Annotated in this window: 22 protein-coding genes; 12 read left to right on the top strand and 10 right to left on the bottom strand. The window is 63.5% G+C overall.

Annotation, left to right across the window (positions count from 1 at the left end; all coding sequences use genetic code 11):
- Positions 1–84: 84 nt before the first annotated feature.
- From HWY30_RS17050 to nadC, 3 genes are all read left to right on the top strand, one after another.
- Positions 85–1281: a DesA family fatty acid desaturase gene (locus tag HWY30_RS17050; RefSeq protein ID WP_090801568.1), complete on the top strand. Its 1197-nt coding sequence runs from the start codon at positions 85–87 to the stop codon at positions 1279–1281.
- Positions 1282–1411: 130 nt separating this feature from the next.
- Positions 1412–2551, top strand: coding sequence for a quinolinate synthase NadA (nadA, locus tag HWY30_RS17045; protein WP_176078907.1), 1140 nt, complete (start codon positions 1412–1414; stop codon positions 2549–2551).
- Positions 2551–3474: a carboxylating nicotinate-nucleotide diphosphorylase gene (gene nadC, locus HWY30_RS17040; protein ID WP_090801565.1), complete on the top strand. Its 924-nt coding sequence runs from the start codon at positions 2551–2553 to the stop codon at positions 3472–3474. Before nadA ends, nadC begins: the two co-directional genes overlap by 1 nt.
- A gap of 124 nt (positions 3475–3598) precedes the next feature.
- Here nadC and nadB read toward each other — a convergent pair whose 3' ends face one another.
- The 4 genes from nadB to radC all read right to left on the bottom strand — a co-directional run bounded on the left by nadB (position 3599) and on the right by radC (position 6960).
- A complete protein-coding gene (nadB, locus tag HWY30_RS17035; RefSeq protein ID WP_090801563.1) occupies positions 3599–5197 on the bottom strand; it encodes an L-aspartate oxidase in 1599 nt (532 codons plus the stop codon).
- Between the two features lie 226 nt (positions 5198–5423).
- Positions 5424–5591 carry a 50S ribosomal protein L33 gene (gene rpmG, locus HWY30_RS17030; RefSeq protein WP_008919555.1) on the bottom strand — a complete coding sequence of 56 codons (168 nt, stop codon included), beginning with the start codon at positions 5589–5591 and terminating at the stop codon, positions 5424–5426.
- Between the two features lie 10 nt (positions 5592–5601).
- A complete protein-coding gene (gene rpmB / locus HWY30_RS17025; protein WP_007180631.1) occupies positions 5602–5835 on the bottom strand; it encodes a 50S ribosomal protein L28 in 234 nt (77 codons plus the stop codon).
- Positions 5836–6045: 210 nt separating this feature from the next.
- A complete protein-coding gene (radC, locus tag HWY30_RS17020) occupies positions 6046–6960 on the bottom strand; it encodes a RadC family protein (protein ID WP_090801562.1) in 915 nt (304 codons plus the stop codon).
- Positions 6961–7166: 206 nt separating this feature from the next.
- On the opposite strand from radC, the gene HWY30_RS17015 reads away from it, so the two are divergent.
- The 7 genes from HWY30_RS17015 (at position 7167) to HWY30_RS16985 (ending at position 14238) form a co-directional block, all read left to right on the top strand.
- A complete protein-coding gene (locus HWY30_RS17015) occupies positions 7167–7622 on the top strand; it encodes an FKBP-type peptidyl-prolyl cis-trans isomerase (protein WP_090801560.1) in 456 nt (151 codons plus the stop codon).
- Positions 7623–7624: 2 nt separating this feature from the next.
- Positions 7625–8584 carry a 4-hydroxy-3-methylbut-2-enyl diphosphate reductase gene (ispH, locus tag HWY30_RS17010; RefSeq protein WP_018421578.1) on the top strand — a complete coding sequence of 320 codons (960 nt, stop codon included), beginning with the start codon at positions 7625–7627 and terminating at the stop codon, positions 8582–8584.
- Between the two features lie 542 nt (positions 8585–9126).
- Positions 9127–10329, top strand: a complete 1203-nt coding sequence (locus HWY30_RS17005) for a branched-chain amino acid ABC transporter substrate-binding protein (protein ID WP_090801559.1) — start codon at positions 9127–9129, stop codon at positions 10327–10329.
- Between the two features lie 228 nt (positions 10330–10557).
- Positions 10558–11508, top strand: coding sequence for a branched-chain amino acid ABC transporter permease (locus tag HWY30_RS17000; RefSeq protein WP_090801557.1), 951 nt, complete (start codon positions 10558–10560; stop codon positions 11506–11508).
- Between the two features lie 26 nt (positions 11509–11534).
- The gene (locus HWY30_RS16995) at positions 11535–12704 is read left to right on the top strand and encodes an ABC transporter permease subunit (protein ID WP_090801556.1); all 1170 of its coding nucleotides are present in this window, start codon (positions 11535–11537) and stop codon (positions 12702–12704) included.
- A 20-nt stretch (positions 12705–12724) separates the two neighbouring features.
- Complete coding sequence (locus HWY30_RS16990) at positions 12725–13516, top strand: ABC transporter ATP-binding protein (RefSeq protein ID WP_090801554.1); 792 nt, start codon at positions 12725–12727, stop codon at positions 13514–13516.
- Between the two features lie 17 nt (positions 13517–13533).
- Positions 13534–14238 carry an ABC transporter ATP-binding protein gene (locus HWY30_RS16985; protein ID WP_090805434.1) on the top strand — a complete coding sequence of 235 codons (705 nt, stop codon included), beginning with the start codon at positions 13534–13536 and terminating at the stop codon, positions 14236–14238.
- Between the two features lie 133 nt (positions 14239–14371).
- On the opposite strand, the gene HWY30_RS16980 is transcribed toward HWY30_RS16985, so the two are convergent.
- The 4 genes from HWY30_RS16980 to HWY30_RS16965 all read right to left on the bottom strand — a co-directional run bounded on the left by HWY30_RS16980 (position 14372) and on the right by HWY30_RS16965 (position 17950).
- On the bottom strand, positions 14372–14665 hold the full coding sequence (locus tag HWY30_RS16980) for a GYD domain-containing protein (protein WP_018421572.1): 294 nt from the start codon (positions 14663–14665) through the stop codon (positions 14372–14374).
- 262 nt (positions 14666–14927) lie between these two features.
- On the bottom strand, positions 14928–15401 hold the full coding sequence (locus HWY30_RS16975; RefSeq protein ID WP_090801553.1) for a GNAT family acetyltransferase: 474 nt from the start codon (positions 15399–15401) through the stop codon (positions 14928–14930).
- Positions 15402–15420: 19 nt separating this feature from the next.
- The gene (locus HWY30_RS16970) at positions 15421–16605 is read right to left on the bottom strand and encodes an acetylornithine transaminase (RefSeq protein WP_090801551.1); all 1185 of its coding nucleotides are present in this window, start codon (positions 16603–16605) and stop codon (positions 15421–15423) included.
- A 313-nt stretch (positions 16606–16918) separates the two neighbouring features.
- The gene (locus HWY30_RS16965; protein ID WP_090801550.1) at positions 16919–17950 is read right to left on the bottom strand and encodes a CDP-6-deoxy-delta-3,4-glucoseen reductase; all 1032 of its coding nucleotides are present in this window, start codon (positions 17948–17950) and stop codon (positions 16919–16921) included.
- Positions 17951–18044: 94 nt separating this feature from the next.
- On the opposite strand from HWY30_RS16965, the gene HWY30_RS16960 reads away from it, so the two are divergent.
- A complete protein-coding gene (locus tag HWY30_RS16960; RefSeq protein WP_090801548.1) occupies positions 18045–19076 on the top strand; it encodes a Rossmann-fold NAD(P)-binding domain-containing protein in 1032 nt (343 codons plus the stop codon).
- 112 nt (positions 19077–19188) lie between these two features.
- On the opposite strand, the gene HWY30_RS16955 is transcribed toward HWY30_RS16960, so the two are convergent.
- Complete coding sequence (locus HWY30_RS16955; RefSeq protein WP_090801547.1) at positions 19189–19377, bottom strand: hypothetical protein; 189 nt, start codon at positions 19375–19377, stop codon at positions 19189–19191.
- 167 nt (positions 19378–19544) lie between these two features.
- The gene (locus tag HWY30_RS16950; protein ID WP_090801545.1) at positions 19545–20255 is read right to left on the bottom strand and encodes a pseudouridine synthase; all 711 of its coding nucleotides are present in this window, start codon (positions 20253–20255) and stop codon (positions 19545–19547) included.
- A gap of 94 nt (positions 20256–20349) precedes the next feature.
- On the opposite strand from HWY30_RS16950, the gene HWY30_RS16945 reads away from it, so the two are divergent.
- On the top strand, positions 20350–21618 hold the full coding sequence (locus HWY30_RS16945) for an MFS transporter (protein ID WP_176078904.1): 1269 nt from the start codon (positions 20350–20352) through the stop codon (positions 21616–21618).
- Positions 21619–21644: the final 26 nt, after the last annotated feature.

Genomic DNA, 21644 nt, shown 5'->3' with positions numbered 1-21644 from the left:
TCGTCCTATCCCGCTGTATGCTTTCACTTTCATGACACGCGCGCCGCGTGTGCTTCGTATCTCTCGTTCTGCAGGTAACTTACCTTGTTGAATTCTTTGCTCGATTTCCTTGCCCACGGGCTGCTGCGTTTCTCGTGGTGGCAACTCGTCGTGTACACGCTGATCGTGACGCACATCACGATTATCGGCGTGACCGTCTATCTGCATCGCTGCCAGGCGCATCGCGCGCTGGATCTGCACCCGATCGCCAGTCATTTTTTCCGCTTCTGGTTGTGGATGACCACCGGCATGCTGACCGGCCAGTGGGCCGCGATTCACCGCAAGCACCACGCGAAATGCGAGACCGAAGAGGATCCGCACAGCCCGCAGACGCGCGGCATCTGGAAGGTGCTGCTCGAAGGCGCCGAGCTCTATCGCACCGAAGCGAAAAACGAAGAAACGATGCGCAAGTTCAGTCACGGTACGCCGAACGACTGGATGGAGCGCAACGTCTACACGAAGTACCCGATTCTCGGCGTGAGCCTCATGATGGTGATCAACGTCGCGCTGTTCGGCGTCGTCGGCCTGACCATCTGGGCCGTGCAGATGGTGTGGATCCCTTTCTGGGCCGCGGGCGTGGTCAACGGCCTCGCGCACTTCTGGGGCTATCGCAACTTCAATTCGTCGGATGCGAGCACCAACATTTTCCCGTGGGGCATCATCATCGGTGGCGAAGAGCTGCATAACAATCACCACACGTATGCGACGTCGGCGAAGCTGTCGAACAAGTGGTACGAGTTCGACATTGGCTGGATGTACATCCGCATCATGCAGGCGTTTCGTCTGGCCAAAGTGAAGAAGGTCGCACCGACGCCGCGCCTGACCACCGGCAAGCTCGTGCTCGATCAGGACACGCTGCAGGCCGTGCTCGCGAACCGCTACGAAGTGATGGCGCGTTACGCGAAAGCGATCAAGCGCGCATACCGCCAGGAGCTCGCGCATCTGAAGGAAGTCGGCGCGCGCGAAAAGTATCAGGTGATGCGTGGTGCGCGCAGCTGGTTCCACAAGGAAGAGGCGGGCCTGAACGAGCCGCAGAAGCTCCAGCTGCCGCAGATTTTCGCGAACAGCCAGAAGCTGAAGACCTACATCGACATGCGCAACGAACTGGCGGCGATGTGGGAGCGCTCCAACGCGTCGCGCGAGCAATTGCTGGTGCAATTGCAGGACTGGTGCCATCGCGCAGAGCAGAGCGGTATCAAGGCGCTGCAAGACTTCGCGATGCGACTGCGTCGCTATGCCTGAAATCCATTAAAATTTCAGAACGTCACAAAACCCCGCGTTGGCGGGGTTTTGCGTTTTTGGGCCGTGGAAAAGCATCGCATGTGTAGCGCGAGCGGCAAGCCGCGGCGGCCAGGTGAGGGCAGAGGACATGATGGAGCAGCGGGCGATCAAGACCGTCGAATACGATCGGCCACAGGCGCAGGGCACGACCTGCGGGATCGGGCAGGCGTGGGCGAAGGTGCCCGAGACGCCGTCGGCGGAAGAAAAGCGGGCGCTGAAGGCGCGCATTCGCGAATTACTCAAGCGCGAGAAAGCGGTGCTGGTCGCGCACTATTATGTCGACGCCGAATTGCAGGAACTCGCCGACGAAACCGGCGGTTGCGTGGCCGATTCGCTGGAAATGGCGCGCTTCGGCCGCGATCACGAGGCGCAGACGCTGGTGGTCGCGGGCGTGCGCTTCATGGGCGAGACCGCAAAAATCCTCAGTCCAGACAAGCGCATTCTGATGCCGGATCTGGATGCGACCTGTTCGCTCGACCTCGGTTGTCCGGTCGACGAGTTCTCGGCGTTCTGCGACGCACACCCGGACCGCACGGTGGTCGTGTACGCGAACACGAGCGCGGCCGTGAAGGCGCGCGCGGACTGGATGGTAACGTCGTCGATCGGGTTGGAGATCGTCGCCGATCTGCATGCGCGCGGCGAGAAGATCATCTGGGCGCCGGACCGTCATCTCGGCAGCTACATCCAGGGCAAGACCGGCGCGGACATGCTGATGTGGCAGGGCTCGTGCCTCGTGCACGACGAATTCAAGGGCATCGAACTCGATCTGCTGCGCGCCGATTATCCGCACGCGAAGGTGCTCGTGCATCCGGAGTCGCCGGCCAACGTGATCGCCCAGGCGGACGTGGTCGGCTCGACCACGCAGTTGATCGACGCCGCGCAGAAGCTCGACGCGACGCACTTCATCGTCGCGACCGACCTCGGCATCCTGCACAAGATGCAACTCGCCGCGCCCGGCAAGACGCTGATTGCCGCGCCGACGGCCGGCAACAGCGCGACCTGCAAGAGCTGCGCGCATTGCCCGTGGATGGCGATGAACGGACTCGCCAATCTGGCCGATGTGCTCGAGCGCGGCCACAACGAAATCTTCGTCGAGCGTGGGATCGGCGAGCGTGCGCGTCTGCCGATCGATCGCATGCTCGATTTCGCGGCGCGTCACAAGAAGCGCGTGCAGGCGAGCGGCGATCTCGCGCGCGACGCGCAACTGTATTCGAATGTGGGGGCAGCGTAATGAAGGTGGTGGAGAAGGCGCCTGAGCAGGTAGTGGCGCGCGAAGGGGCCGACGCAGTGTCGCCGCTTTTCGCGGCGATTCACGCGCAATATGGCGTGGCGTTCGACGCGGCGCTCGCACGCAATGTCGCCGATGCACTCGCCGAAGATATCGGCACCGGCGATCAGACCGGCCGCCTCGTGCCTGCCGATGACGTTCGCGACGCGCGCATCATCGTGCGCGAGGAAGCGGTACTGTGCGGCGTGCCGTGGTTCGACGCGGTGATGCGCGCGGTCGATCCTCGCATCGTAGTTCAATGGCGTTACCGCGAGGGCGACCGCATGAGCGCCGACACGACGGTCTGCGATCTTCGCGGGCCGGTGCGCGCGCTGCTGACCGCCGAGCGCAACGCGATGAATTTCCTGCAGCTGCTGTCGGGCGTGGCGAGCGCGACGCGCCGCTATGTCGACGCGATTGCTCACACGCACGCGCGCGTTCTCGATACGCGCAAGACGCTCCCGGGCTTACGGCTCGCGCAGAAGTACGCGGTGCGCATCGGCGGCGGTGCGAACCAGCGGCTCGCGCTGTACGACGGCATTCTGATCAAGGAAAACCATATCGCCGCGGCCGGCGGCGTGGGCGCGGCGATGGACGCGGCGCTCGCGTTGAATGCGGGCGTGCCGATCCAGATCGAAGTCGAAACGCTCGAACAACTGGAAACCGCGCTCGCGCATGGCGCGCAGTCGATCCTGCTCGACAACTTCTCGTTTGACATGATGCGCGACGCGGTTCGCATCACGGCCGGGCGCGCGGTGCTCGAAGTGTCCGGCGGCGTGAATTTCGAGACCGTGGGCACGATCGCGGAGACTGGCGTGGATCGCGTGTCGATTGGCGCACTGACCAAAGACGTGCGCGCGACCGACTACTCGATGCGGATCGTTTGAGCGCCGCGCGTTCTAGCGCGACAGTCGACGCTCGTGACGACTTAACAAGGCCATTGCCAGAGCTTACCGGCAATGGCCTTGTCGTTTGTGGCGTCGTTTCAGCGTGTATTTCGGCCCAAGGCTGTCAGGTATTCGGCCTGCGTACATACTCCGGCGTGAGCACCGTCGGTAGCGCCTTGGGTAATGTGGACGGCCAGTCGCGGCTGAAATGCAGGCCGCGGCTTTCGCGCCGCGAGCGCGCGCTGTCCACGATCAGCGACGCCACATCGACCAGATTGCGCAGTTCCAGCAGATCGCGGCTCACCTTGAAGTTCGCGTAGTACTCGTGGATCTCGTCGCGCAGCAACGCGAGCCGATGCTTCGCGCGCTCGAGTCGCTTGTCGGTGCGCACGATACCGACGTAGTTCCACATCAGCCGGCGCAGTTCGTCCCAGTTGTGCGCGACCACGACCTCCTCGTCCGGATCGGACACGCGGCTTTCGTCCCAGGCCGGCAGCGGCGCGTGAACGGCGGCAGCGAAGCCTTCTGCTTCGATCGCCTTGGCGGCGGAGCGGCCGGTCACGAGGCATTCGAGCAGCGAATTGCTGGCAAGTCGGTTCGCGCCGTGCAGGCCGGTGCAGGACGTTTCGCCGACTGCGTAGAGACCCGCGAGATCGGTGCGGCCCGCCAGATCGGTGACGACGCCGCCGCACGTGTAATGCGCGGCCGGTACCACTGGAATCGGCTCCTTCGTGATGTCGATGCCGAACTCGAGGCAGCGCGCCAGGATCGTCGGGAAATGCTCGTGCAGGAACGCGGCCGGCTGGTGGCTGATGTCGAGGTACACGCAATCAATGCCGCGTTTCTTGATCTCGAAGTCGATCGCCCGCGCGACGATGTCGCGCGGCGCAAGCTCCGCGCGCTCGTCGTGATTGGGCATGAAGCGCGTGCCATCCGGCAGTTTCAGAATGCCGCCTTCGCCGCGCACTGCTTCCGAAATCAGGAACGACTTCGCGTACGGGTGAAACAGGCACGTCGGGTGGAACTGGATGAATTCCATGTTCGACACGCGGCAGCCGGCGCGCCATGCCATCGCGATGCCGTCGCCGGTCGCGGTGTCGGGGTTGGTCGTGTACAGGTAGACCTTGCCGGCGCCGCCGGTCGCGAGCACCGTATGCGGCGCTTCGATCGTAACGGTGCGGCCGCTTTGCAGATCGAGCGCATACAGACCATGGCAGCGGCGGCCGGGCAGGCCGAGGCGTTCGGACGTGATCAGGTCGATTGCGTGATGGTCTTCGAACAGCGTGATGTTCGGATGCTGGCGCACCTGCTCGCTGAGCGTGGCGACGACCGCATGGCCGGTCGCGTCGGCCGCGTGAATGATCCGGCGATGGCTATGGCCGCCTTCGCGCGTCAAATGAAAGCCCAGTTCGGCGGCCTCGTCTTTCGTGAACGGCACGCCCTGTCCGATCAGCCATTCGATCGCGGCGCGCCCATGCTCGACGATAAAGCGTGTCGCCGCCTCGTCGCACAGGCCGCCGCCTGCGGTCAGCGTATCGCGCACGTGATTCTCGACGCTGTCCGCCGAATCGAGCACCGCGGCGATGCCGCCTTGCGCCCAGTCGCTCGCGCCTTCGGTCAGCGATCGCTTGGCGATCACAGCAACGCGCCGTGTCTGCGCGAGATTGAGCGCGACGCTCAAACCAGCCAGACCGCTACCGACAATCGCCACATCGAATTCCATTGCCTACATCTCCGTCTTTCGTTTTGCGATGACGGCGCGCGAACCGCACGCCGCGAAAACGACAAAGGATACGCGCCGCATCGCCCTGGCGAAAGCTGGCCAAACGGAATAGGGCGATTCGCGTGCGCCTTGCGGAGCTATCGCGAGGTCCGCGCAAAAACAAAAAAGCCTCGCACGAATGCGAGGCTTTTCATGTTTTTGCCTTCGTCAGGCTGGAGAGCCAAGATTACTTGATCTTGGTTTCCTTGTAGTCAACGTGCTTGCGGATGACCGGATCAAATTTCTTGATCAGCATCTTTTCCGGCATGTTGCGTTTGTTCTTCGTGGTCGTGTAGAAGTGACCCGTGCCTGCGGTCGATTCCAGCTTGATCTTGTCGCGTGCGCCTTTCGCCATGATTTACTCCTTAGGCTTCACCGCGTGCGCGCAAATCTGCGAGCACAGCGTCGATACCGTTCTTGTCGATCAGGCGCAGGCCGGCGTTCGAAACGCGCAGACGCACCCAACGGTTTTCGCTTTCCACCCAGATACGGCGGTTTTGCAGGTTCGGCAGGAACCGGCGCTTGGTCTTGTTGTTCGCGTGGGAAACGTTGTTGCCGCTCATCGGCGCTTTCCCAGTTACTTGGCATACGCGTGCCATGAGAGCACTCCTAATACGCTAATTCTGAGTTCGAACGCCGTGAAAGTTTCCCGAAAAGAGCCGCGCTGAAAGTGTGCGAAGTTGTGCCGAATTTGCATTGAGACACTTCGCTACCACAGCTGCCTGACCTTTGCGGAACGCCTTGATGGCTTCGGAACAGGGGGTTGGAAATAGGCAAACCGGAATTCTAGCAGAAAAAAAGCCGCAAAATCAAACCTTATTTGCGATGCGGGACGCTGCGCCGTACGGCGGCCATTCCGCTTCCCGCGCTCGAGCGGGCTTGCGCGCGAGCCCCGGCCAGCCGGCGCGGGCGAACGAATATACGGTGTCCGCGCCGATCACCAGATGATCGATCAACTGCACATCGACGAGCGCGAGCGCGTCGCGCAGCGTCTGCGTGAGGCGGCAGTCGCTGGCACTCGGCTCGACGGCGCCGGACGGATGATTATGCGCGACGATCAGGCTGGCCGCGTTCGCGGCGAGCGCCCGCCGCACGATCTCGCGCGGATACACGGCCATGCGCGTGAGCGAGCCGCGCGCGCTTTCCTCGCAGCGGATCAGCCGATGCCGGGCGTCGAGAAACAGCGACACGAACACCTCCTGCGGCTGTCCGCCGATCAGAAGGCGCAGATAACTTTCGACCGCTTCGGGCGAATTCATTAGCGGGCGCTTGCGCATTTTGTCGACCAGCGAGCGACGCGCCATTTCCATGATCGCGAGTAATTGCGCTTTTTTCGCGGGGCCGATGCCGCGAATGCCGTCGAAGTCCGCATAAGTCGCATCGAGCATCGTGCGCAGGGAGCCGAAGCGATCCAGCAGCGCCCGCGCGACGCTGAACACGTCGTGACCGGGCAGGCCGGAGCCGAGCACGAGCGCGATCATTTCGGTGTCCGACAGCACGTCGGGGCCCTGCTCGATCAGTCGCTCGCGCGGCATGTCGCGCCGGAGCCATTTACCCCGAAACAGTTGCCGCCGGCAGCGGGCGGTGGAGTCGGCGGCTTCTGACGGGGCCTCGGCCGACCGATTCGCGGGGGCTTTCACGCCGCCTCCGGCGCGTGCCGGCGCCTTCGGTCGTCGCAGCGTTGGCGCAGGGGTTTCGTCGATTGTGCTGGCGAAATCAGCCATATATATAGAGTCCTCCGCGTAAGGTTGACGGCGCACGCGGCGCAATGCGCCGCCGGGCCGTGCCGCCCTCGCGCGCGACGGACTCAAGCCGGCGCCCGCTAGGTGGCTTACAATAGACACTTTGCGCACGGCACGCCGACGGTTTGCCACACGCGTCGACTGCCCCGCGGCGCACGCGTGCAGCGCTTCGACTGAGCGAGCATTGCATGAGCATCATCGATATTTCCGAGGTGAAACCCGGTTCACACGTCACGCTGCATTACCGGCTTTCCCTTGCCGATGGCGCCGAAGTGATCAACACGTTCAACGACAAGCCTGCCACGCTGCTGCTCGGCGCCGGTCAACTGGCGCCGCCGCTGGAAGATATTTTGCTGGGTTTGAAGGTGGGCCGCCATTCGACCTTTCAGCTAGCGCCGGGCCAGGCGTTCGGCCCACGCAATCCGGATCTGATCCAGCGCGTGTCCCTCGCCACGCTGCGGGAGAACAGCATGATCGGCGAGGATTTTTCCCCGGGTGACCTGGTCGAATTCAACGCGCCGGGCGGCGGGCGCTATGCCGGCGTACTGAAGGAAGTTGGCGAAACGTCGGCCCTATTCGATTTCAATCACCCGCTTGCCGGCCAAGCGCTGGCGTTTGAAGTGAAAATCATCGGGATTCTGTAAACATGAGCATCACGGATACGACTCTTGCCGAAGCGGAGATCCTGCTGGCCCAGCCACGCGGGTTCTGCGCCGGCGTCGACCGGGCGATCGAGATCGTCGAGCGGGCCATCAAGCTGTATGGCTCGCCGATCTACGTGCGTCACGAAATCGTCCATAACGCCTATGTGGTCGAAGACCTGCGCAAGAAGGGAGCGATCTTCATCGAGAACCTGGACGAAGTGCCGGCGGGCAACACGGTGATCTTCAGCGCGCATGGCGTGTCGAAGGCCGTGCGCTCGGAGGCGGAGTCGCGCGGGCTGCGGGTGTACGACGCCACATGTCCGCTCGTGACCAAGGTGCATATCGAAGTCGCGAAGATGCGCCAGGACGGTTTCGACATCGTGATGATCGGCCACAAGGGCCACCCGGAAGTCGAAGGCACGATGGGCCAGGCGGCCGAGGGCATGCATCTGGTCGAGGACATCGAGGATGTGCAGGCGTTGCAGCTCGCCGATCCGGAGCGGATCGCCTTCGTCACGCAAACCACGCTGTCGGTCGACGACGCCGCCGAAATCATCGGCGCGCTGAAGGCCAGGTACCCGTCCATCCGTGAGCCGAAGAAGCAGGACATCTGCTACGCCACGCAGAATCGCCAGGACGCAGTGAAGTTCATGGCGCCGCAGTGCGACGTCGTGATCGTCGTCGGCAGTCCGAACAGCTCGAATTCGAACCGCTTGCGCGAGCTCGCCGAGAAGCTCGGCGTGCCAGCCTATATGGTCGATTCGCCCGATCAGATCGATCCGGTTTGGGTCGAGGGCAAGCGCCGCATTGGCGTGACCGCCGGTGCGTCGGCGCCGGAGGTGTTGGCGCAGGCGGTGATCGCGCGTTTGCGCGAACTGGGTGTGCGCAACGTGCGCGCGCTCGAGGGCATCGAGGAAAACATCGCGTTTCCGCTGCCACGCGGGCTCGGTCTGCCAGCCTGACAATCCGTTAGCTACACTGAAAGGAAAGCGCGCCGTGGGCGCGCTTTTTTTATGCCCGTGCCCGACGAACCTCTGATTAAATTAAGTGCCACATCGAATGACCGGTCAGCTTTCGGTGGTCTCGCGCACAAATTATTTTGAATTGTGATCGTGGCTTTTATCGATTTTGGCGCGATGCGTCCCCGTTTTAAGCTCGCAAAAGCCTTAAGACGGGTTGATCAAGCACTGAATTGGTGCAATTCACCGGGCGCGCGCTAAATGCTCATGCCCGACGCAAAGCCCGGCCTATCCGGGATTCGCGCCGATCGCCCGCAACACTTGATGCCAGCGGGTTCGGCGCCGGTGCAACTGGTGCACGAAAACGGATCGCAACCAGGTTGCGCCTTTTAACGGATTTTGCTCTCAAAATCAGGTTGCAATGCAGGAAAACCCCACCGGTTCAACAATATTGCCACCCGCATAATTGGAGTTACAATGCGCGCGTTCTCAAGGCCTTGAGGTCCTGGACAGTGGATTTTGCAAGGCGCAGGAGACCTTACTTGATGCGAGTCAAATTTGCTTACGCCGTGTCCATCGCGGCCACGGTTGCGATGCTGACCGCGTGCGGCAAGAAACAGGATGGCGAAGCGGGAACGGGCGCATCGGCGGCCTCGGCCGCGGCGGTTGCCGCCGCGAGCGAAGCGACTATCGTGAAGATCGGTCATGCGGCTCCGTTGACGGGCGGCATCGCGCACCTGGGCAAGGACAACGAAAATGGGGCGCGCCTCGCGGTCGAAGAAATCAATGCGCAGGGTTTGACGATCGACGGTCGCAAGATCCAGCTGCAACTCGACGCGCAGGACGATGCGGCGGACCCGAAAACCGGCACCGCCGTCGCGCAGAAGCTGGTCGACGATCACGTGGTCGCGGTGATCGGACACCTGAACTCCGGGGTCTCGATTCCGGCGTCGAAGATCTATAGCGACGCGAGCATCGTCGAGATCTCGCCGTCGTCGACGAATCCGGCCTATACGCAGCAAGGGTTCAAGACGACCTATCGGGTGGTCGCGACCGACGCGCAGCAGGGTCCGGCGCTCGCCAATTACGCGACGAAGGCGCTGGGCGCCAAACGCATCGCGGTCGTGGACGACGCGACCGCCTACGGCAAAGGTCTCGCGGACGAGTTCACGAAGACCGCCGAGGCGAGCGGCGCGAAGATCGTCGCGCGGGAGGCGACGAGCGACAAGGCCACGGATTTCCGGGCCATTCTCACGAAGATCAAGAGTGTTCAGCCGGACGCCATCATGTTCGGCGGCATGGACGCGACGGGCGGGCCGTTTACGAAGCAGGCGGCGGCGCTCGGTATCAGGGCAAAAATCCTTGGCGGCGACGGTGTGTGTACCGACAAGGTAGGTGAACTGGCGGGTACCGCCGTGCAAAACCTGGTCTGTTCGGAAGCAGGACTCGCGCTTTCGAAAATGACCCATGGAGCGGACTTCGAAAAGAAGTACGAGGACCGCTTCCACACGCCGGTGCAGATTTACGCGCCGTTCACGTATGACGCGGTGTACGTGATCGTCGATGCAATGAAGCGCGCTAATTCTATCGAGGCGCCCAAGGTGCTGGCTGCGATGCCTTCGACCGATTACAACGGGGTAATCGGCCACATCGCGTTCGACGACAAGGGTGATTTGAAAGAGGGCGCCATTACGCTTTACGACTTCAAGGACGGCAAGAAAGCAGTGCTCGACGTCGTAAAGATGTGATGACGGGAAGTTCGGCCTGACGGCACCGACACCATCCAACGGTGCCGTTTTTGCATCCGCCCAAGGTGAGCTCGCGACCGCATCACGGTCGTCAGGGCCAGCCGGCAACGGATAACCCTTACCGGTCTTTTACATCAGTACCCGCAGTGCCGTTGAGATTCGTAGCGCATCACCGCCCACCGGCAGATGAAAAACGCGAATCCAGTCGCACGGGCTAAGGAGCATTAAATGGATATCTTCATCCAGCAGATCATCAATGGACTGGTACTTGGCAGTGTCTATGCCATCATCGCACTGGGCTATACGATGGTTTACGGCATTCTGGGCATCATCAACTTCGCCCACGGCGACGTGTTGATGGTGGGCGCGATGGTTGCGCTCTCCGCCATAGGAGTGCTGCAGAACCACTTCCCCGGCCTCGGCAATGTGCTGACGCTCGTGATCGCGTTGATCATCGCGGCGGCGGTCTGCGCGGTGGTCGGCTACACGATCGAGCGGGTCGCCTACCGGCCGTTGCGGCGTGCGCCGCGTCTCGCGCCGCTGATCACCGCGATCGGTGTATCGATTCTGCTGCAGACGCTCGCGATGATGATCTGGTCGCGCAATCCGCTGCCGTTCCCGCAGTTGTTGCCCACCGACCCGCTCAACGTGATCAAGGCCACCGACACGACGCCCGGCGCCGTGATCTCGATGACTGAAATCGTGATCATCGTAACGGCGTTCCTCGTGATGGGCGGCCTCCTGCTGCTCGTGCACAAGACCAGGCTCGGCCGCGCCATGCGCGCGATCGCCGAGAACCCGAACGTCGCGAGTCTGATGGGTGTGAACCCGAACTTCGTGATTTCGGCGACCTTCATGATCGGCTCGGCGCTGGCTGCGCTCGCCGGCGTGATGATCGCGTCCGAATACGGCAACGCGCACTTCTACATGGGCTTCATCCCTGGCCTGAAGGCCTTTACCGCGGCGGTGCTCGGCGGTATCGGCAATCTCGGCGGCGCGATGGTCGGCGGCGTGCTCCTCGGCCTGATCGAGCAGTTGGGTGCCGGCTATATCGGCGACCTCACGGGCGGCGTGTTCGGCAGTAACTACCAGGACGTGTTCGCGTTCATCGTGCTGATCGTCGTGCTGGTGTTCCGTCCGTCGGGTCTGCTCGGCGAACGTGTCGCGGATCGCGCCTGATCCCGGGCCACAAGGAGTCAACAATCATGACCTCAATTCAACCGATCGAGCCGTCCACGACGCTCATCCCCGAAAAGAACCGCACGAAGACGCTGACTATCGGTATTCTCACGGCGTTCTTCGTGATCGCGGCGCCGATGGTCATCGGTGCCGCGGGCGGCAACTACTGGGTCCGCGTGCTCGACTTCGCGATGCTGTACGTGATGCTCGCGCTGGGCCTGAACGTGGTGGTCGGCTTTGCCGGCCTGCTGGACCTGGGCTACATCGCGTTCTACGCGATCGGCGCCTACACGGCCGCGCTGCTGAGCTCGCCGCACCTCGCGACGCAATTCGAGTGGATCGCGCATCTCGCGCCGAACGGCATCCACGTGCCGATCTGGATCATCGCGCCGATCGCGATGGCGCTCGCCGCGATGTTCGGGATTCTGCTCGGTGCGCCGACACTGCGTCTGCGTGGCGACTACCTCGCGATCGTGACCCTCGGCTTCGGGGAAATCGTGCGGATCTTCATGAACAACCTCGACCGTCCGGTGAACATCACCAACGGCCCGAAGGGGATCACCGGGATCGATCCGGTGTCCGTCGGCGGCTTCAGCCTCGCGCAGACACACTCGCTGTTCGGCATGCAGTTTCCGTCGGTGTACCTGTACTACTACCTGTTCGTGCTGTGCGCGCTGTTCGTGATCTGGACCTGTACGCGTCTGCAGCATTCGCGGATCGGCCGCGCGTGGGCCGCGATCCGCGAAGACGAAATCGCCGCCAAGGCGATGGGCATCAATACCCGTAACGTGAAGCTGCTCGCGTTCGCGATGGGCGCGTCGTTCGGCGGCCTGTCGGGCGCCATGTTCGGCTCGTTCCAGGGTTTCGTGTCGCCGGAATCGTTCACGTTCTGGGAATCGGTCGTGGTGCTCGCCTGCGTGGTGCTCGGCGGCATGGGCCACATTCCGGGCGTGATCCTCGGCGCGGTGCTGCTCGCGGTGTTCCCCGAGTTCCTGCGCTCGACGATGGGTCCGCTGCAGAACATGATCTTCGGCCATGAAATCGTCGATACCGAAGTGATCCGTCAGTTGCTGTACGGCCTCGCGATGGTTGTGATCATGCTGTACCGCTCGGAAGGCCTGTGGCCCGCGCCGAAGCACGAAGACAGGATTGCGAAGCTGGCGAAGCGTGGCGGCAAGAAGCCGGTGCGCGCATAAGGTCCGGTGGAGAAAAAGACATGAGCGATAACGTAAGCAACAACGCAGCGATCCGTCTGTCGGTGAAGGGCGTCAACAAGCGCTTCGGCGGGCTGCAAGCGCTTTCCGAGGTCGGCCTGCAGATCCGCGCCGGCGAGATCTACGGTCTGATCGGCCCGAACGGCGCCGGCAAGACCACCTTCTTCAATGTGATCACGGGTCTGTACACGCCGGATTCAGGCGAGTTCAAGCTCGACGGCGAGAGCTACACGCCGACCGCGGTCTATCAGGTCGCGAAGGCGGGCATTGCGCGCACGTTCCAGAACATCCGTCTGTTCGGCGGCATGACCGCGCTCGAAAACGTGATGGTCGGCCGTCATGTGCGCACCAAGCACGGTCTGCTCGGCGCGGTGTTCCAGACGCCGGCCGAACGCCAGGAAGAGCGCGAGATCAAGGAGCGCGCGCTCGAACTGCTCGACTACGTCGGCATTACGCAGTACGCGGACTATACGTCGCGCAACCTGTCGTATGGCCACCAGCGGCGGCTCGAAATCGCGCGTGCGCTGGCGACCGATCCGAAGCTGCTCGCGCTCGACGAACCGGCGGCCGGCATGAACGCCACCGAGAAGGTCGAGCTGACCAGGCTGCTCGACAAGATCCGTGCGGACGGCAAGACGATTCTGCTGATCGAACACGACGTGAAGCTCGTGATGGGTCTGTGCAATCAGATGACGGTGCTCGACTACGGCAAGGTGATTGCGCAAGGTCTGCCGCAGGACGTGCAGAAGGATGCGAAGGTGATCGAAGCTTATCTGGGTGCGGGGGTCCACTGATGTCCACGACGCAAGCAATGTTGAAAATCAAGGGCCTGCAGGTCAACTACGGTGGCATCCAGGCGGTCAAGGGTGTCGACCTCGAGGTCGGGCAGGGCGAACTCGTCACGCTGATCGGCGCGAACGGCGCGGGCAAAACCACGACGATGAAGGCGATCACCGGCCTGAAGCCGTATGCGGCCGGCGACATCGAGTACATGGGTCAGTCGATCAAGGGCCTCCCCGCGCATGAGCTTCTGAAGCGCGGTCTCGCGATGGTGCCGGAAGGGCGCGGCATTTTCGCGCGCATGTCGATCGTCGAGAACATGCAGATGGGTGCGTATCTGCGCAACGATGACGATGGCATCAAGTCGGACGTCGAGCGCATGTTCGGCTTCTTTCCGCGTCTGAAGGAGCGTGCATCGCAATACGCGGGCACGCTGTCGGGCGGCGAGCAGCAGATGCTCGCGATGGCACGCGCGATCATCTCGCGGCCCAAACTGCTGCTGCTCGATGAACCGTCGATGGGTCTGTCGCCGATCATGGTCGAGAAGATCTTCGAAGTGGTGCGCCTGATTTCCTCTGAAGGCATGACCGTGCTGCTCGTCGAGCAGAACGCGCGGCTCGCGCTGCAGGCGGCGAATCGCGGCTACGTGATGGACTCCGGTTTGATCACGATGTCGGGCGACGCGAAGCAGATGCTCGACGATCCGAAGGTTCGGGCCGCGTATTTGGGCGAATGAGCGGGCGAACGAGTGGGTGAATAAGGATGTGACGAGTTGGACGTGCGCGCCGGTGGCGCATACGTCCGGCTTGCAACGCGCCCCGCGATGCAATGTCGCGGGGCGCGTTTTATTTTTCTGGTTGGGACGTGAATTAAGGGAGTCGCCCGATAACCGAACTGATTTCGTCTTTTGTGAACGCACGCAGCGTTTGCGAGCGGACATTGCCGGCCGAGCCGAGTGCGAAGCCGAAGGCGAGGAAGCTCTGCTCGTCTGCCGCTTCGACGACCGAGACAACGTCGTATGCCCCTAACGTCCAGTAGATCTGCTTCATTTCGCAGCCAAAAGATTTCGCCATTTCCGCCGCCTGCCCGGCTCGCTCTGCACTGTTCTTGATCGTGCGGATACCCTGATCCGTAAATTGCAGGAGCACCACATAAGTCGCCATGAAGATTCCCCTTAGGATTCCAACGCGTTGGGACTCAGACGCATGAGCCGCCCCCGGGGGGAAGGGTCGCGATTCGTCGCAAACCTGTCTTTCCAGCGCCGGCGTCGTCTCGTGCGTAAACGATTTTAGGCAATCCAACTGCTCGCCATCTGCTATTTGTCCGAATCCGCCGATATGTGCGCTGCTTGCGGGAGAACCATTGAAAAAGCCGCATGCGTCAAGCAACGCATGCGGCTTTCTTTAATCAGGCGTACGACGCGAATCAACTGGCCGGGGCCGCGTCGGCGTATTGGCCGAGCCGCTTGCCGAGGCTGATCACCGCATCGGTGCGATACCCGAGCGCATCGTAGAACGCCCGTATTTCAGCCGTTGCCGACGACAGTACCTGCAGGTTCAGCTTCGGACAACCGAGCTTCGTCAACTCGCTCTCGACGTGCGCGACGAGCCGCGTGCCGATGCCATGACGTCGCAGCGATGCGTCGACCGCGAGCGAATACAACCAGCCGCGGTGTCCATCATAGCCGCCCATTACGGTGCCGACGATGCGTCCATCGAGCACCGCGACGAAGAACAGCTCCGGTTGCGTCGCGAGCTTGTTGGCGATCGACAGACGCGGGTTGCGCTGCGGTCGCGTCACGTCGCGATACTCGGGAAACACGTCCTGCCATAGCGCAATCACGGCTTCGGTATCGGTCGCGTCGAAGCGGCGGATCGACAGCGTCGTGTTCGTCGTCATCGGTGCGCTCCGTGGTTGATTACAGCGAGTCGAGAACCGAGCGCAGCATCGCCAGCATCTGGTCGATTTCTCCGGTCGTCACGTTAAGCGCCGGCATGAAGCGCAGCAGGTTCGGACGCGCGGCGTTCAGCAGCACGCCGTCGGGTTGCATGTCGCGCGCCTTCTCGACAATCTGGTAGCCGATGTCCTTGCCGAGCAGCAGCGCGCGCAGCAGACCCTCGCCGCGCTCGCCCTTGAAGCCGCGCTCCTCGGACAGCTCGAGCAGCTTCGTGCGCAGATATTCGCCGCGCGAGCGCACGCCTTCGAGGAAGCCCGGCGCCGTCAGCTGCGAGATCACCGAGTAGCCGACCGCGGTCATCAGCGGATTGCCGTTGTAGGTGCCGCCCTGATCGCCCGCTTCGAACACGGCGATTTCCGCCTTCGACAGCAGCGCCGCGAGCGGCACGCCGCCGCCGATGCCTTTGCCGAGCGTCATGATGTCCGGCTCGATGCCCGACAGCTGATACGCGAACAGCGTGCCGGCGCGACCACAGCCGCTTTGCACTTCGTCGACGATCAGCAAGATGTTGTGTTGTTTCGTCAGCTCGCGCAGTTGCTGCATGAACTCGCGGGTTGCGGGGATCACGCCGCCTTCGCCCTGGATCGGCTCGAGCATCACCGCGACGGTCTTCGCGTTGATCAGCTTTTCCACCGACGCGATGTCGTTCAGGTCCGCCTTCGGGAAGCCCGGCACCTGCGGCGCGTAGATTGTGTCCCAGCCCGGCTTGCCGCTGGCCGACATCGTCGCGAGCGTGCGGCCGTGGAAGCTGTGGTCGAACGTGATGATCTCGAACGCGCCGTCCTTGAACTTCCTGCCCCACTTGCGCGCGAGCTTGATCGCGCCTTCGTTCGCCTCGGCGCCGCTATTCGCGAAGAACACCTTGTCGAAGCAGCTGTGCTGCGTGAGCAGGCCCGCGAGCTTCGCCATCGGCTCGTTGTAGAACGCCGGCGACGGGTTGATCAGCAACTTGGCCTGCTGGTTCAGCGCTTCGATCATGCCGTCGTTGCAGTGGCCGAGGCAATTGACCGCCCAGCCCTGAATGAAATCCAGGTAGCGCTTGCCGTTGTTGTCGTAAAGCCACGAGCCTTTGCCGTGCGTGAAAACGATTTCAGGTCGGTTCGTGATGTACATCAGCGAATCGATTGGATACTCATTGAAATTCATGACGGCAGGCTCCAGGCAAAAGGGTAAGAGCAGGGTGAAGAAACGGTGACGGTTTGGCCAATAAGAACGGCGGCCGGAAAAACAGAAAAGCCACGGCATGCCGTGGCTTTCATGATTCGAACAGCTTGCGCCCAAGTTGTGTGTGGCGCGAGTCCGTGACGAAGCCAGCGGCGTCCCTAAGGGAGCGGCGAGCGGCGACGTCGGAATTCGGACTGGATGCGGTTCATGCGCGAAAGAATACGATAAGAAAAGCGCTGGTGTAAACCATGAATTTGCACTGACGCTGCATCGTGGGGAATTTGCCGCCGTGCAATCAGACCGCGTTCGCGAGATCGGCCGCGCTGGTGAACGAGTCCGCGTAGAACTCGTCTTCCGGCAACTGGTGATGCTGCGTGAAGTCGCGCAGCGCCGATTCGACCATCACCGGCGCGCCGCATGCATACACCTGGTAGGCCGACAGATCGGGCAGATCCTCGATCACCGCCCGATGCACGAAGCCCGTGCGGCCCGTCCATGCGTCGCCCGCATCGGGTTCGGAGAGCACCGGCACGAACTTGAAGTTCGGAATCTCGCGCGCCCATTGCTCGGCGAGTTCGAGCAGATACAGGTCTTTCTTGCGGCGCGCGCCCCAGTAGAGCGTCATGGGGCGCGTCATGTTCTTGAACACCGCATGCTCGACGATCGCCTTCAGCGGCGCGAAGCCGGTGCCCGACGCGAGCAGCACAATCGGCTTGTCCGAGTCTTCGCGTAGGAAGAACGTGCCGAGCGGCGCTTCGAAGCGCAGGATGTCGCGCTCCTTCATCGTGTTGAACACATGGTCGGTGAACGCACCGCCGGGCATGTGGCGGATGTGCAGCTCGACCGGGCCTTCGACGTGCGGCGCGCTCGCCATCGAATAGCTGCGGCGCTTGCCGTCCTTCAGGATGAATTCGAGGTACTGGCCGGCCAGATATTGCAGACGTTCGTTGGCGGGCAGTTGCAGCTTCACGACGATCACGTCGTCGGCCTTGCGCTCGATCGCGTTCACGCGGCACGGCAGCTTCTTGACCTGCACATCGCCGACGCCGGCCACTTCGCGGATGTCGACTTCGAGATCGGAGCACGCGCTCGCGCAGCACAGGAGCGCCATGCCGCGCGTCTTTTCGTCGTTCGACAGCGCCGACGACGAGTGCGCGCGCTGTTCGACCTCGCCGCTCACGACCGTGCCTTTGCACGAACCGCACGCGCCGTTCTTGCAGCCGTACGGCAGGCCGATGCCTTGACGCAGCGCTGCGGAGAGCACCGGTTCGTCCTGTTCTACCTGAAACTGCCGGCCGGTTTGCCGGAGCGTGACGTTAAATGCCATAAAGTGTTCGGAATCGAAAATTCGGAATCGTAATCGGACCCGCCGGATCAACCGCGCGGTACCTGTTGCGTGTGACCGCTACAATGCGCCCACCATGAAAGCGACACGAAACTTCCGCCGGCCGCGCGTGCTGATCGTAGGATGCGGCGACGTCGGCATGCGCTGCGTGCCCCTGTTGCGGCCGCGCGCGCGTATCTTCGCGTTGACGAGCCATGCCGCGCGCTGCGATGAGTTGCGCGCCGCGGGCGTGATGCCGCTCGTCGGCGATCTCGACGCGCGCGGCAGCCTCAAACGGCTCGCGCGCCTCGCGCCGACGGTGCTGCATCTCGCGCCGCCGCAGAAGTCCGGCGACGACGATCGACGCACTCGCGCGCTGCTTGCGACGTTAGGTGCCGCGGGCCGCATGAACGCTTGCGCGGCGAGGTCGTCCGTCGCGCCGATCGCGCGGTTGCGCCGTGCGCGCGCTTCAGGTCTGGACGCTGAAACACCCGATATTGTACCCGACGGGGTGCGCCGGACCGGCGCTTCGCGCGCACCGGTGCGCATCGTTTACGCGAGCACGACGGGGGTCTACGGCGATTGCGGCGGCGCGTGGATCGACGAAACGCGCGCGCCGCGGCCCGCGAATGCGCGCGCCAAACGTCGCGTGTCGGCCGAGCGGCAGTTGCGGCGCGCGACGGCGCGCGGCAGCGTCGCCACGAGCATCGCGCGGATCCCGGGCATCTATGCGCGCAACCGTCTGCCGCTCGCGCGGCTCGAAAGAGGCACGCCGGCGCTCGTCGATGCCGACGACGTCTACACGAATCACATCCACGCCGACGACCTCGCCGCGATCCTCGTGCGTCTCGCCACGCATGGCCGGCCCGCGCGCGCACTGCACGCGTCCGACGATTCGTCGCTGAAAATGGGGGAGTATTTCGACGCGGTCGCCGATGCGTTCGGGCTCGCGCGCCCGCCGCGCATCACGAGAGAGCAGGCGGAGCAGCAGATCGATCCGCTGCTGCTGTCGTTCATGCGCGAGTCGCGCCGGCTCGTGAACCGGCGTCTGAAGGAGGAATTGCGGGTACGTCTGCGCTATCCGAGCGTCGAGGATTTTTTGCGCGAGGCGAACGGGAAACGCGGCTAGGGCGGCAGCAGAAACAAAATATCGCCTCGCGAGGGCGGAGTTGCCCCGCCAAGCGTATCCGCCGCACCGCATCAATGCGCCGCGCAACACGAGCTGTGCGGTCCAACCGGCATCAGGTCAGCGCAGGCAGCACTTCCAGCAACAGGAAGCACAGCATGCCGCCGATCAATGCGCCGATCAGATTCGGATGGTACTTATGGCGCAGCCGCATGATGACCAGCAATCCGCCGACCAGCAGCAGCGCAAGGCAGATAAACGAGATCATCGCGTGCGAAAACGCCATCGTGCCGTCGATTTGCATGGCGCCCCTCCTTGAAACCTTTGTAGTCGTTTGTTTAGACGAGTATAGGGCGATATGTAAGCAACGGCATGCTGCAACGCAACGGCCTATGTTCGGTGCACCGCAATGCGCGCGGGCTTTCTCCGGCGCATCAAGGGCTTAGGCGGGCCCTCGTTGCGGCTAGTCGTTTACCCGGCCCGCAGCGCGGCAAGACCCGCTGCGTCGAGCCATTGCCATGCGCCGGGCGCGAGCGCCGCGGGAAGCGCGAGCTCACCGATCCGTTCGCGATGCAGCGCCTCGCAGCGGTTGCCCGAGGCCGCGATCATCCGCTTGACCTGGTGGTATTTGCCTTCGAGCACGGTGAGCGCGAGCGTGTGAGTGTCGCGCGCCTGGGCGTCGAGCGCGGCGCTGGGTTTCGTTTCGCCGTGCAGCAGCACGCCGTCGCGCAGCGCGGCGAGCTGCGCGTCGTCGAGCGGATGGCGCGTGGTCGCGACGTAGAGCTTCGGCACCTTGCGTTTCGGCGACGTGAACTGATGCACGAACTTGCCGTCGTCGGAGAGCAGCAGGAGGCCCGTGGTGTCCTGATCGAGACGGCCGACGCACTGCACGCCGCGCTCGGCGAACTGCGGCGGCAGCAGGCTGAACACGCTCAGATGATGCTGCGGATCGCGCGAGCATTCGTAGCCGATGGGCTTGTTCAGCAGCAGATACGCGTGCTCGCGATACGGCCATTCGACGCCGTCGACGTTAAAATGCAACGCGCCGCCATCAACAGCGAAATCGGCGTCGGCATCGGTGCAAATCGCACCGTCGACGCTGACGCGGCCGTCGCCGATCAGCGCACGGCATTGGCGGCGCGAACCGAAACCTTGAGTGAAGAGGATGCTTTCGAGATTCATGGCGAGCGAAGAATAACACCGCAAGAAGCGGAGCGCCCCGCAGGCCCTGAGCGCCGACGATGAATGCCTCACGTCAAACCTCGGGAGTGCATCGATGTCCGCCACGTCTTCCCCTTCGTCGTCTTCGCCGTCCAATGCGCAACGTCTGCCCCGCGCATTCCAGCGCCTCGCCTGGTCGAACCCGTGCGCGCAATCGGCGGAGCAGATCAGCCTCGCCGCCGCGCCGCTCGTCGCGGTGTTCGCGCTCGGCGCCGACGCGCGCGATACTGGTCTGCTGCAAACCGCGCAGACGCTGCCGTTCCTGTTGCTGTCGATGCCGCTCGGCGTCTGGGCCGACCGCCGCTCGCGCCGCGTGCTGATGACGCTCGCCGAGAGCGTGCGGGTCTGCGCGATGCTGTGCGTGCTGCTGCTGGTGCTCACGCATGCGCTGAACCTGCCGCTGCTCGCCGCGCTCGGCTTCGTCGCCGCGACGGGTACGGTCGCCTACAACGTTGCGGCGCCGTCGCTGGTGCCGTCGATCGTGCCGCGCGACGCCTATGCGAGCGCGAACGGCCGGCTCGAACTCGCACGCAGCGTCGCGTATTCGGCGGGGCCGGCGCTGGGCGGCGTGCTGGTCGGCTGGATCGGCGCGGGCTGGGCGTATGGCGGCGCGGCGATGTTGTCGGCGTTCGCGGTCGCGTTGCTGGCGGGATTGCGCGAGCCGCCGCGCGCGGCCGCGCCGCGGCGGCACTTCATGCTGGAGCTGCGCGACGGCACGCGCTTCGTGCTGCGCGATCCGTTGCTGCTGCCGATGCTGCTGACCGCCGTGTTCTTCAATCTCGGCTTCTTCATCCTGCAGGCGATCTATGTGCCTTACGCGGTGCATCGGCTGGGGCTCAATGCCTCGGCGGTCGGCGTGACGCTCGGCGCGTACGGGGTCGGCATGGTCTGCGGCGCGCTCGCCGCGCCCGCGGTCGCGCGGCGTCTCGCATTCGGCCGTCTGCTGATCGTCGGACCGTCGTGCGGCCTGCTCGCGTCGCTCGTGATGGTGGCGACGCTGATCGTCCCATCGTTCTGGCTCGCGCTCGCGAGCTTCTTCCTGCTCGGCGCGGGACCAATCCTGTGGGTCGTCGGCTCGACCACGCTGCGTCAGGCGATCACGCCCGAACGGATGATCGGCCGCGTGTCCGCGCTGATCAGCACCGCCACCTACGGCGCGCGGCCGGTGGGCGCGCTGCTCGGCGCCGCGCTCAGCGCGCGCTGGAGCATCGACGTGTGTCTGGTCGCGGCGTCGCTCGCGTTCGTCGTGCAGGCGCTGATCATCGTGATGTCGCCGGCGGCGCGGCTCATGGGCATTCCCGAACAGAGCGCGGCGGCGTGCTGAGCGGCGGAGCGCGGCACGCGGTGAAG

This window comes from Paraburkholderia tuberum STM678 (assembly GCF_902833905.1).
Classification (GTDB): Bacteria; Pseudomonadota; Gammaproteobacteria; order Burkholderiales; family Burkholderiaceae; genus Paraburkholderia; species Paraburkholderia tuberum.
The sequence above is the reverse complement of the archived record's forward strand: the minus strand, read 5'-3'. Positions and strand labels throughout refer to the sequence as shown.

Coding starts and splice junctions, on each gene's coding strand:
- nadA (WP_176078907.1), top strand. CDS start 1,412: ATGGAGCAGCGGGCGATCAAGACCGTCGAATACGATCGGCCACAGGCG.
- nadC (WP_090801565.1), top strand. CDS start 2,551: ATGAAGGTGGTGGAGAAGGCGCCTGAGCAGGTAGTGGCGCGCGAAGGG.
- nadB (WP_090801563.1), bottom strand. CDS start 5,197: ATGGAATTCGATGTGGCGATTGTCGGTAGCGGTCTGGCTGGTTTGAGC.
- rpmG (WP_008919555.1), bottom strand. CDS start 5,591: ATGGCGAAAGGCGCACGCGACAAGATCAAGCTGGAATCGACCGCAGGC.
- rpmB (WP_007180631.1), bottom strand. CDS start 5,835: ATGGCACGCGTATGCCAAGTAACTGGGAAAGCGCCGATGAGCGGCAAC.
- radC (WP_090801562.1), bottom strand. CDS start 6,960: ATGGCTGATTTCGCCAGCACAATCGACGAAACCCCTGCGCCAACGCTG.
- HWY30_RS17015 (WP_090801560.1), top strand. CDS start 7,167: ATGAGCATCATCGATATTTCCGAGGTGAAACCCGGTTCACACGTCACG.
- ispH (WP_018421578.1), top strand. CDS start 7,625: ATGAGCATCACGGATACGACTCTTGCCGAAGCGGAGATCCTGCTGGCC.
- HWY30_RS17005 (WP_090801559.1), top strand. CDS start 9,127: ATGCGAGTCAAATTTGCTTACGCCGTGTCCATCGCGGCCACGGTTGCG.
- HWY30_RS17000 (WP_090801557.1), top strand. CDS start 10,558: ATGGATATCTTCATCCAGCAGATCATCAATGGACTGGTACTTGGCAGT.
- HWY30_RS16995 (WP_090801556.1), top strand. CDS start 11,535: ATGACCTCAATTCAACCGATCGAGCCGTCCACGACGCTCATCCCCGAA.
- HWY30_RS16990 (WP_090801554.1), top strand. CDS start 12,725: ATGAGCGATAACGTAAGCAACAACGCAGCGATCCGTCTGTCGGTGAAG.
- HWY30_RS16985 (WP_090805434.1), top strand. CDS start 13,534: ATGTTGAAAATCAAGGGCCTGCAGGTCAACTACGGTGGCATCCAGGCG.
- HWY30_RS16980 (WP_018421572.1), bottom strand. CDS start 14,665: ATGGCGACTTATGTGGTGCTCCTGCAATTTACGGATCAGGGTATCCGC.
- HWY30_RS16975 (WP_090801553.1), bottom strand. CDS start 15,401: ATGACGACGAACACGACGCTGTCGATCCGCCGCTTCGACGCGACCGAT.
- HWY30_RS16970 (WP_090801551.1), bottom strand. CDS start 16,605: ATGAATTTCAATGAGTATCCAATCGATTCGCTGATGTACATCACGAAC.
- HWY30_RS16965 (WP_090801550.1), bottom strand. CDS start 17,950: ATGGCATTTAACGTCACGCTCCGGCAAACCGGCCGGCAGTTTCAGGTA.
- HWY30_RS16960 (WP_090801548.1), top strand. CDS start 18,045: ATGAAAGCGACACGAAACTTCCGCCGGCCGCGCGTGCTGATCGTAGGA.
- HWY30_RS16955 (WP_090801547.1), bottom strand. CDS start 19,377: ATGCAAATCGACGGCACGATGGCGTTTTCGCACGCGATGATCTCGTTT.
- HWY30_RS16950 (WP_090801545.1), bottom strand. CDS start 20,255: ATGAATCTCGAAAGCATCCTCTTCACTCAAGGTTTCGGTTCGCGCCGC.
- HWY30_RS16945 (WP_176078904.1), top strand. CDS start 20,350: ATGTCCGCCACGTCTTCCCCTTCGTCGTCTTCGCCGTCCAATGCGCAA.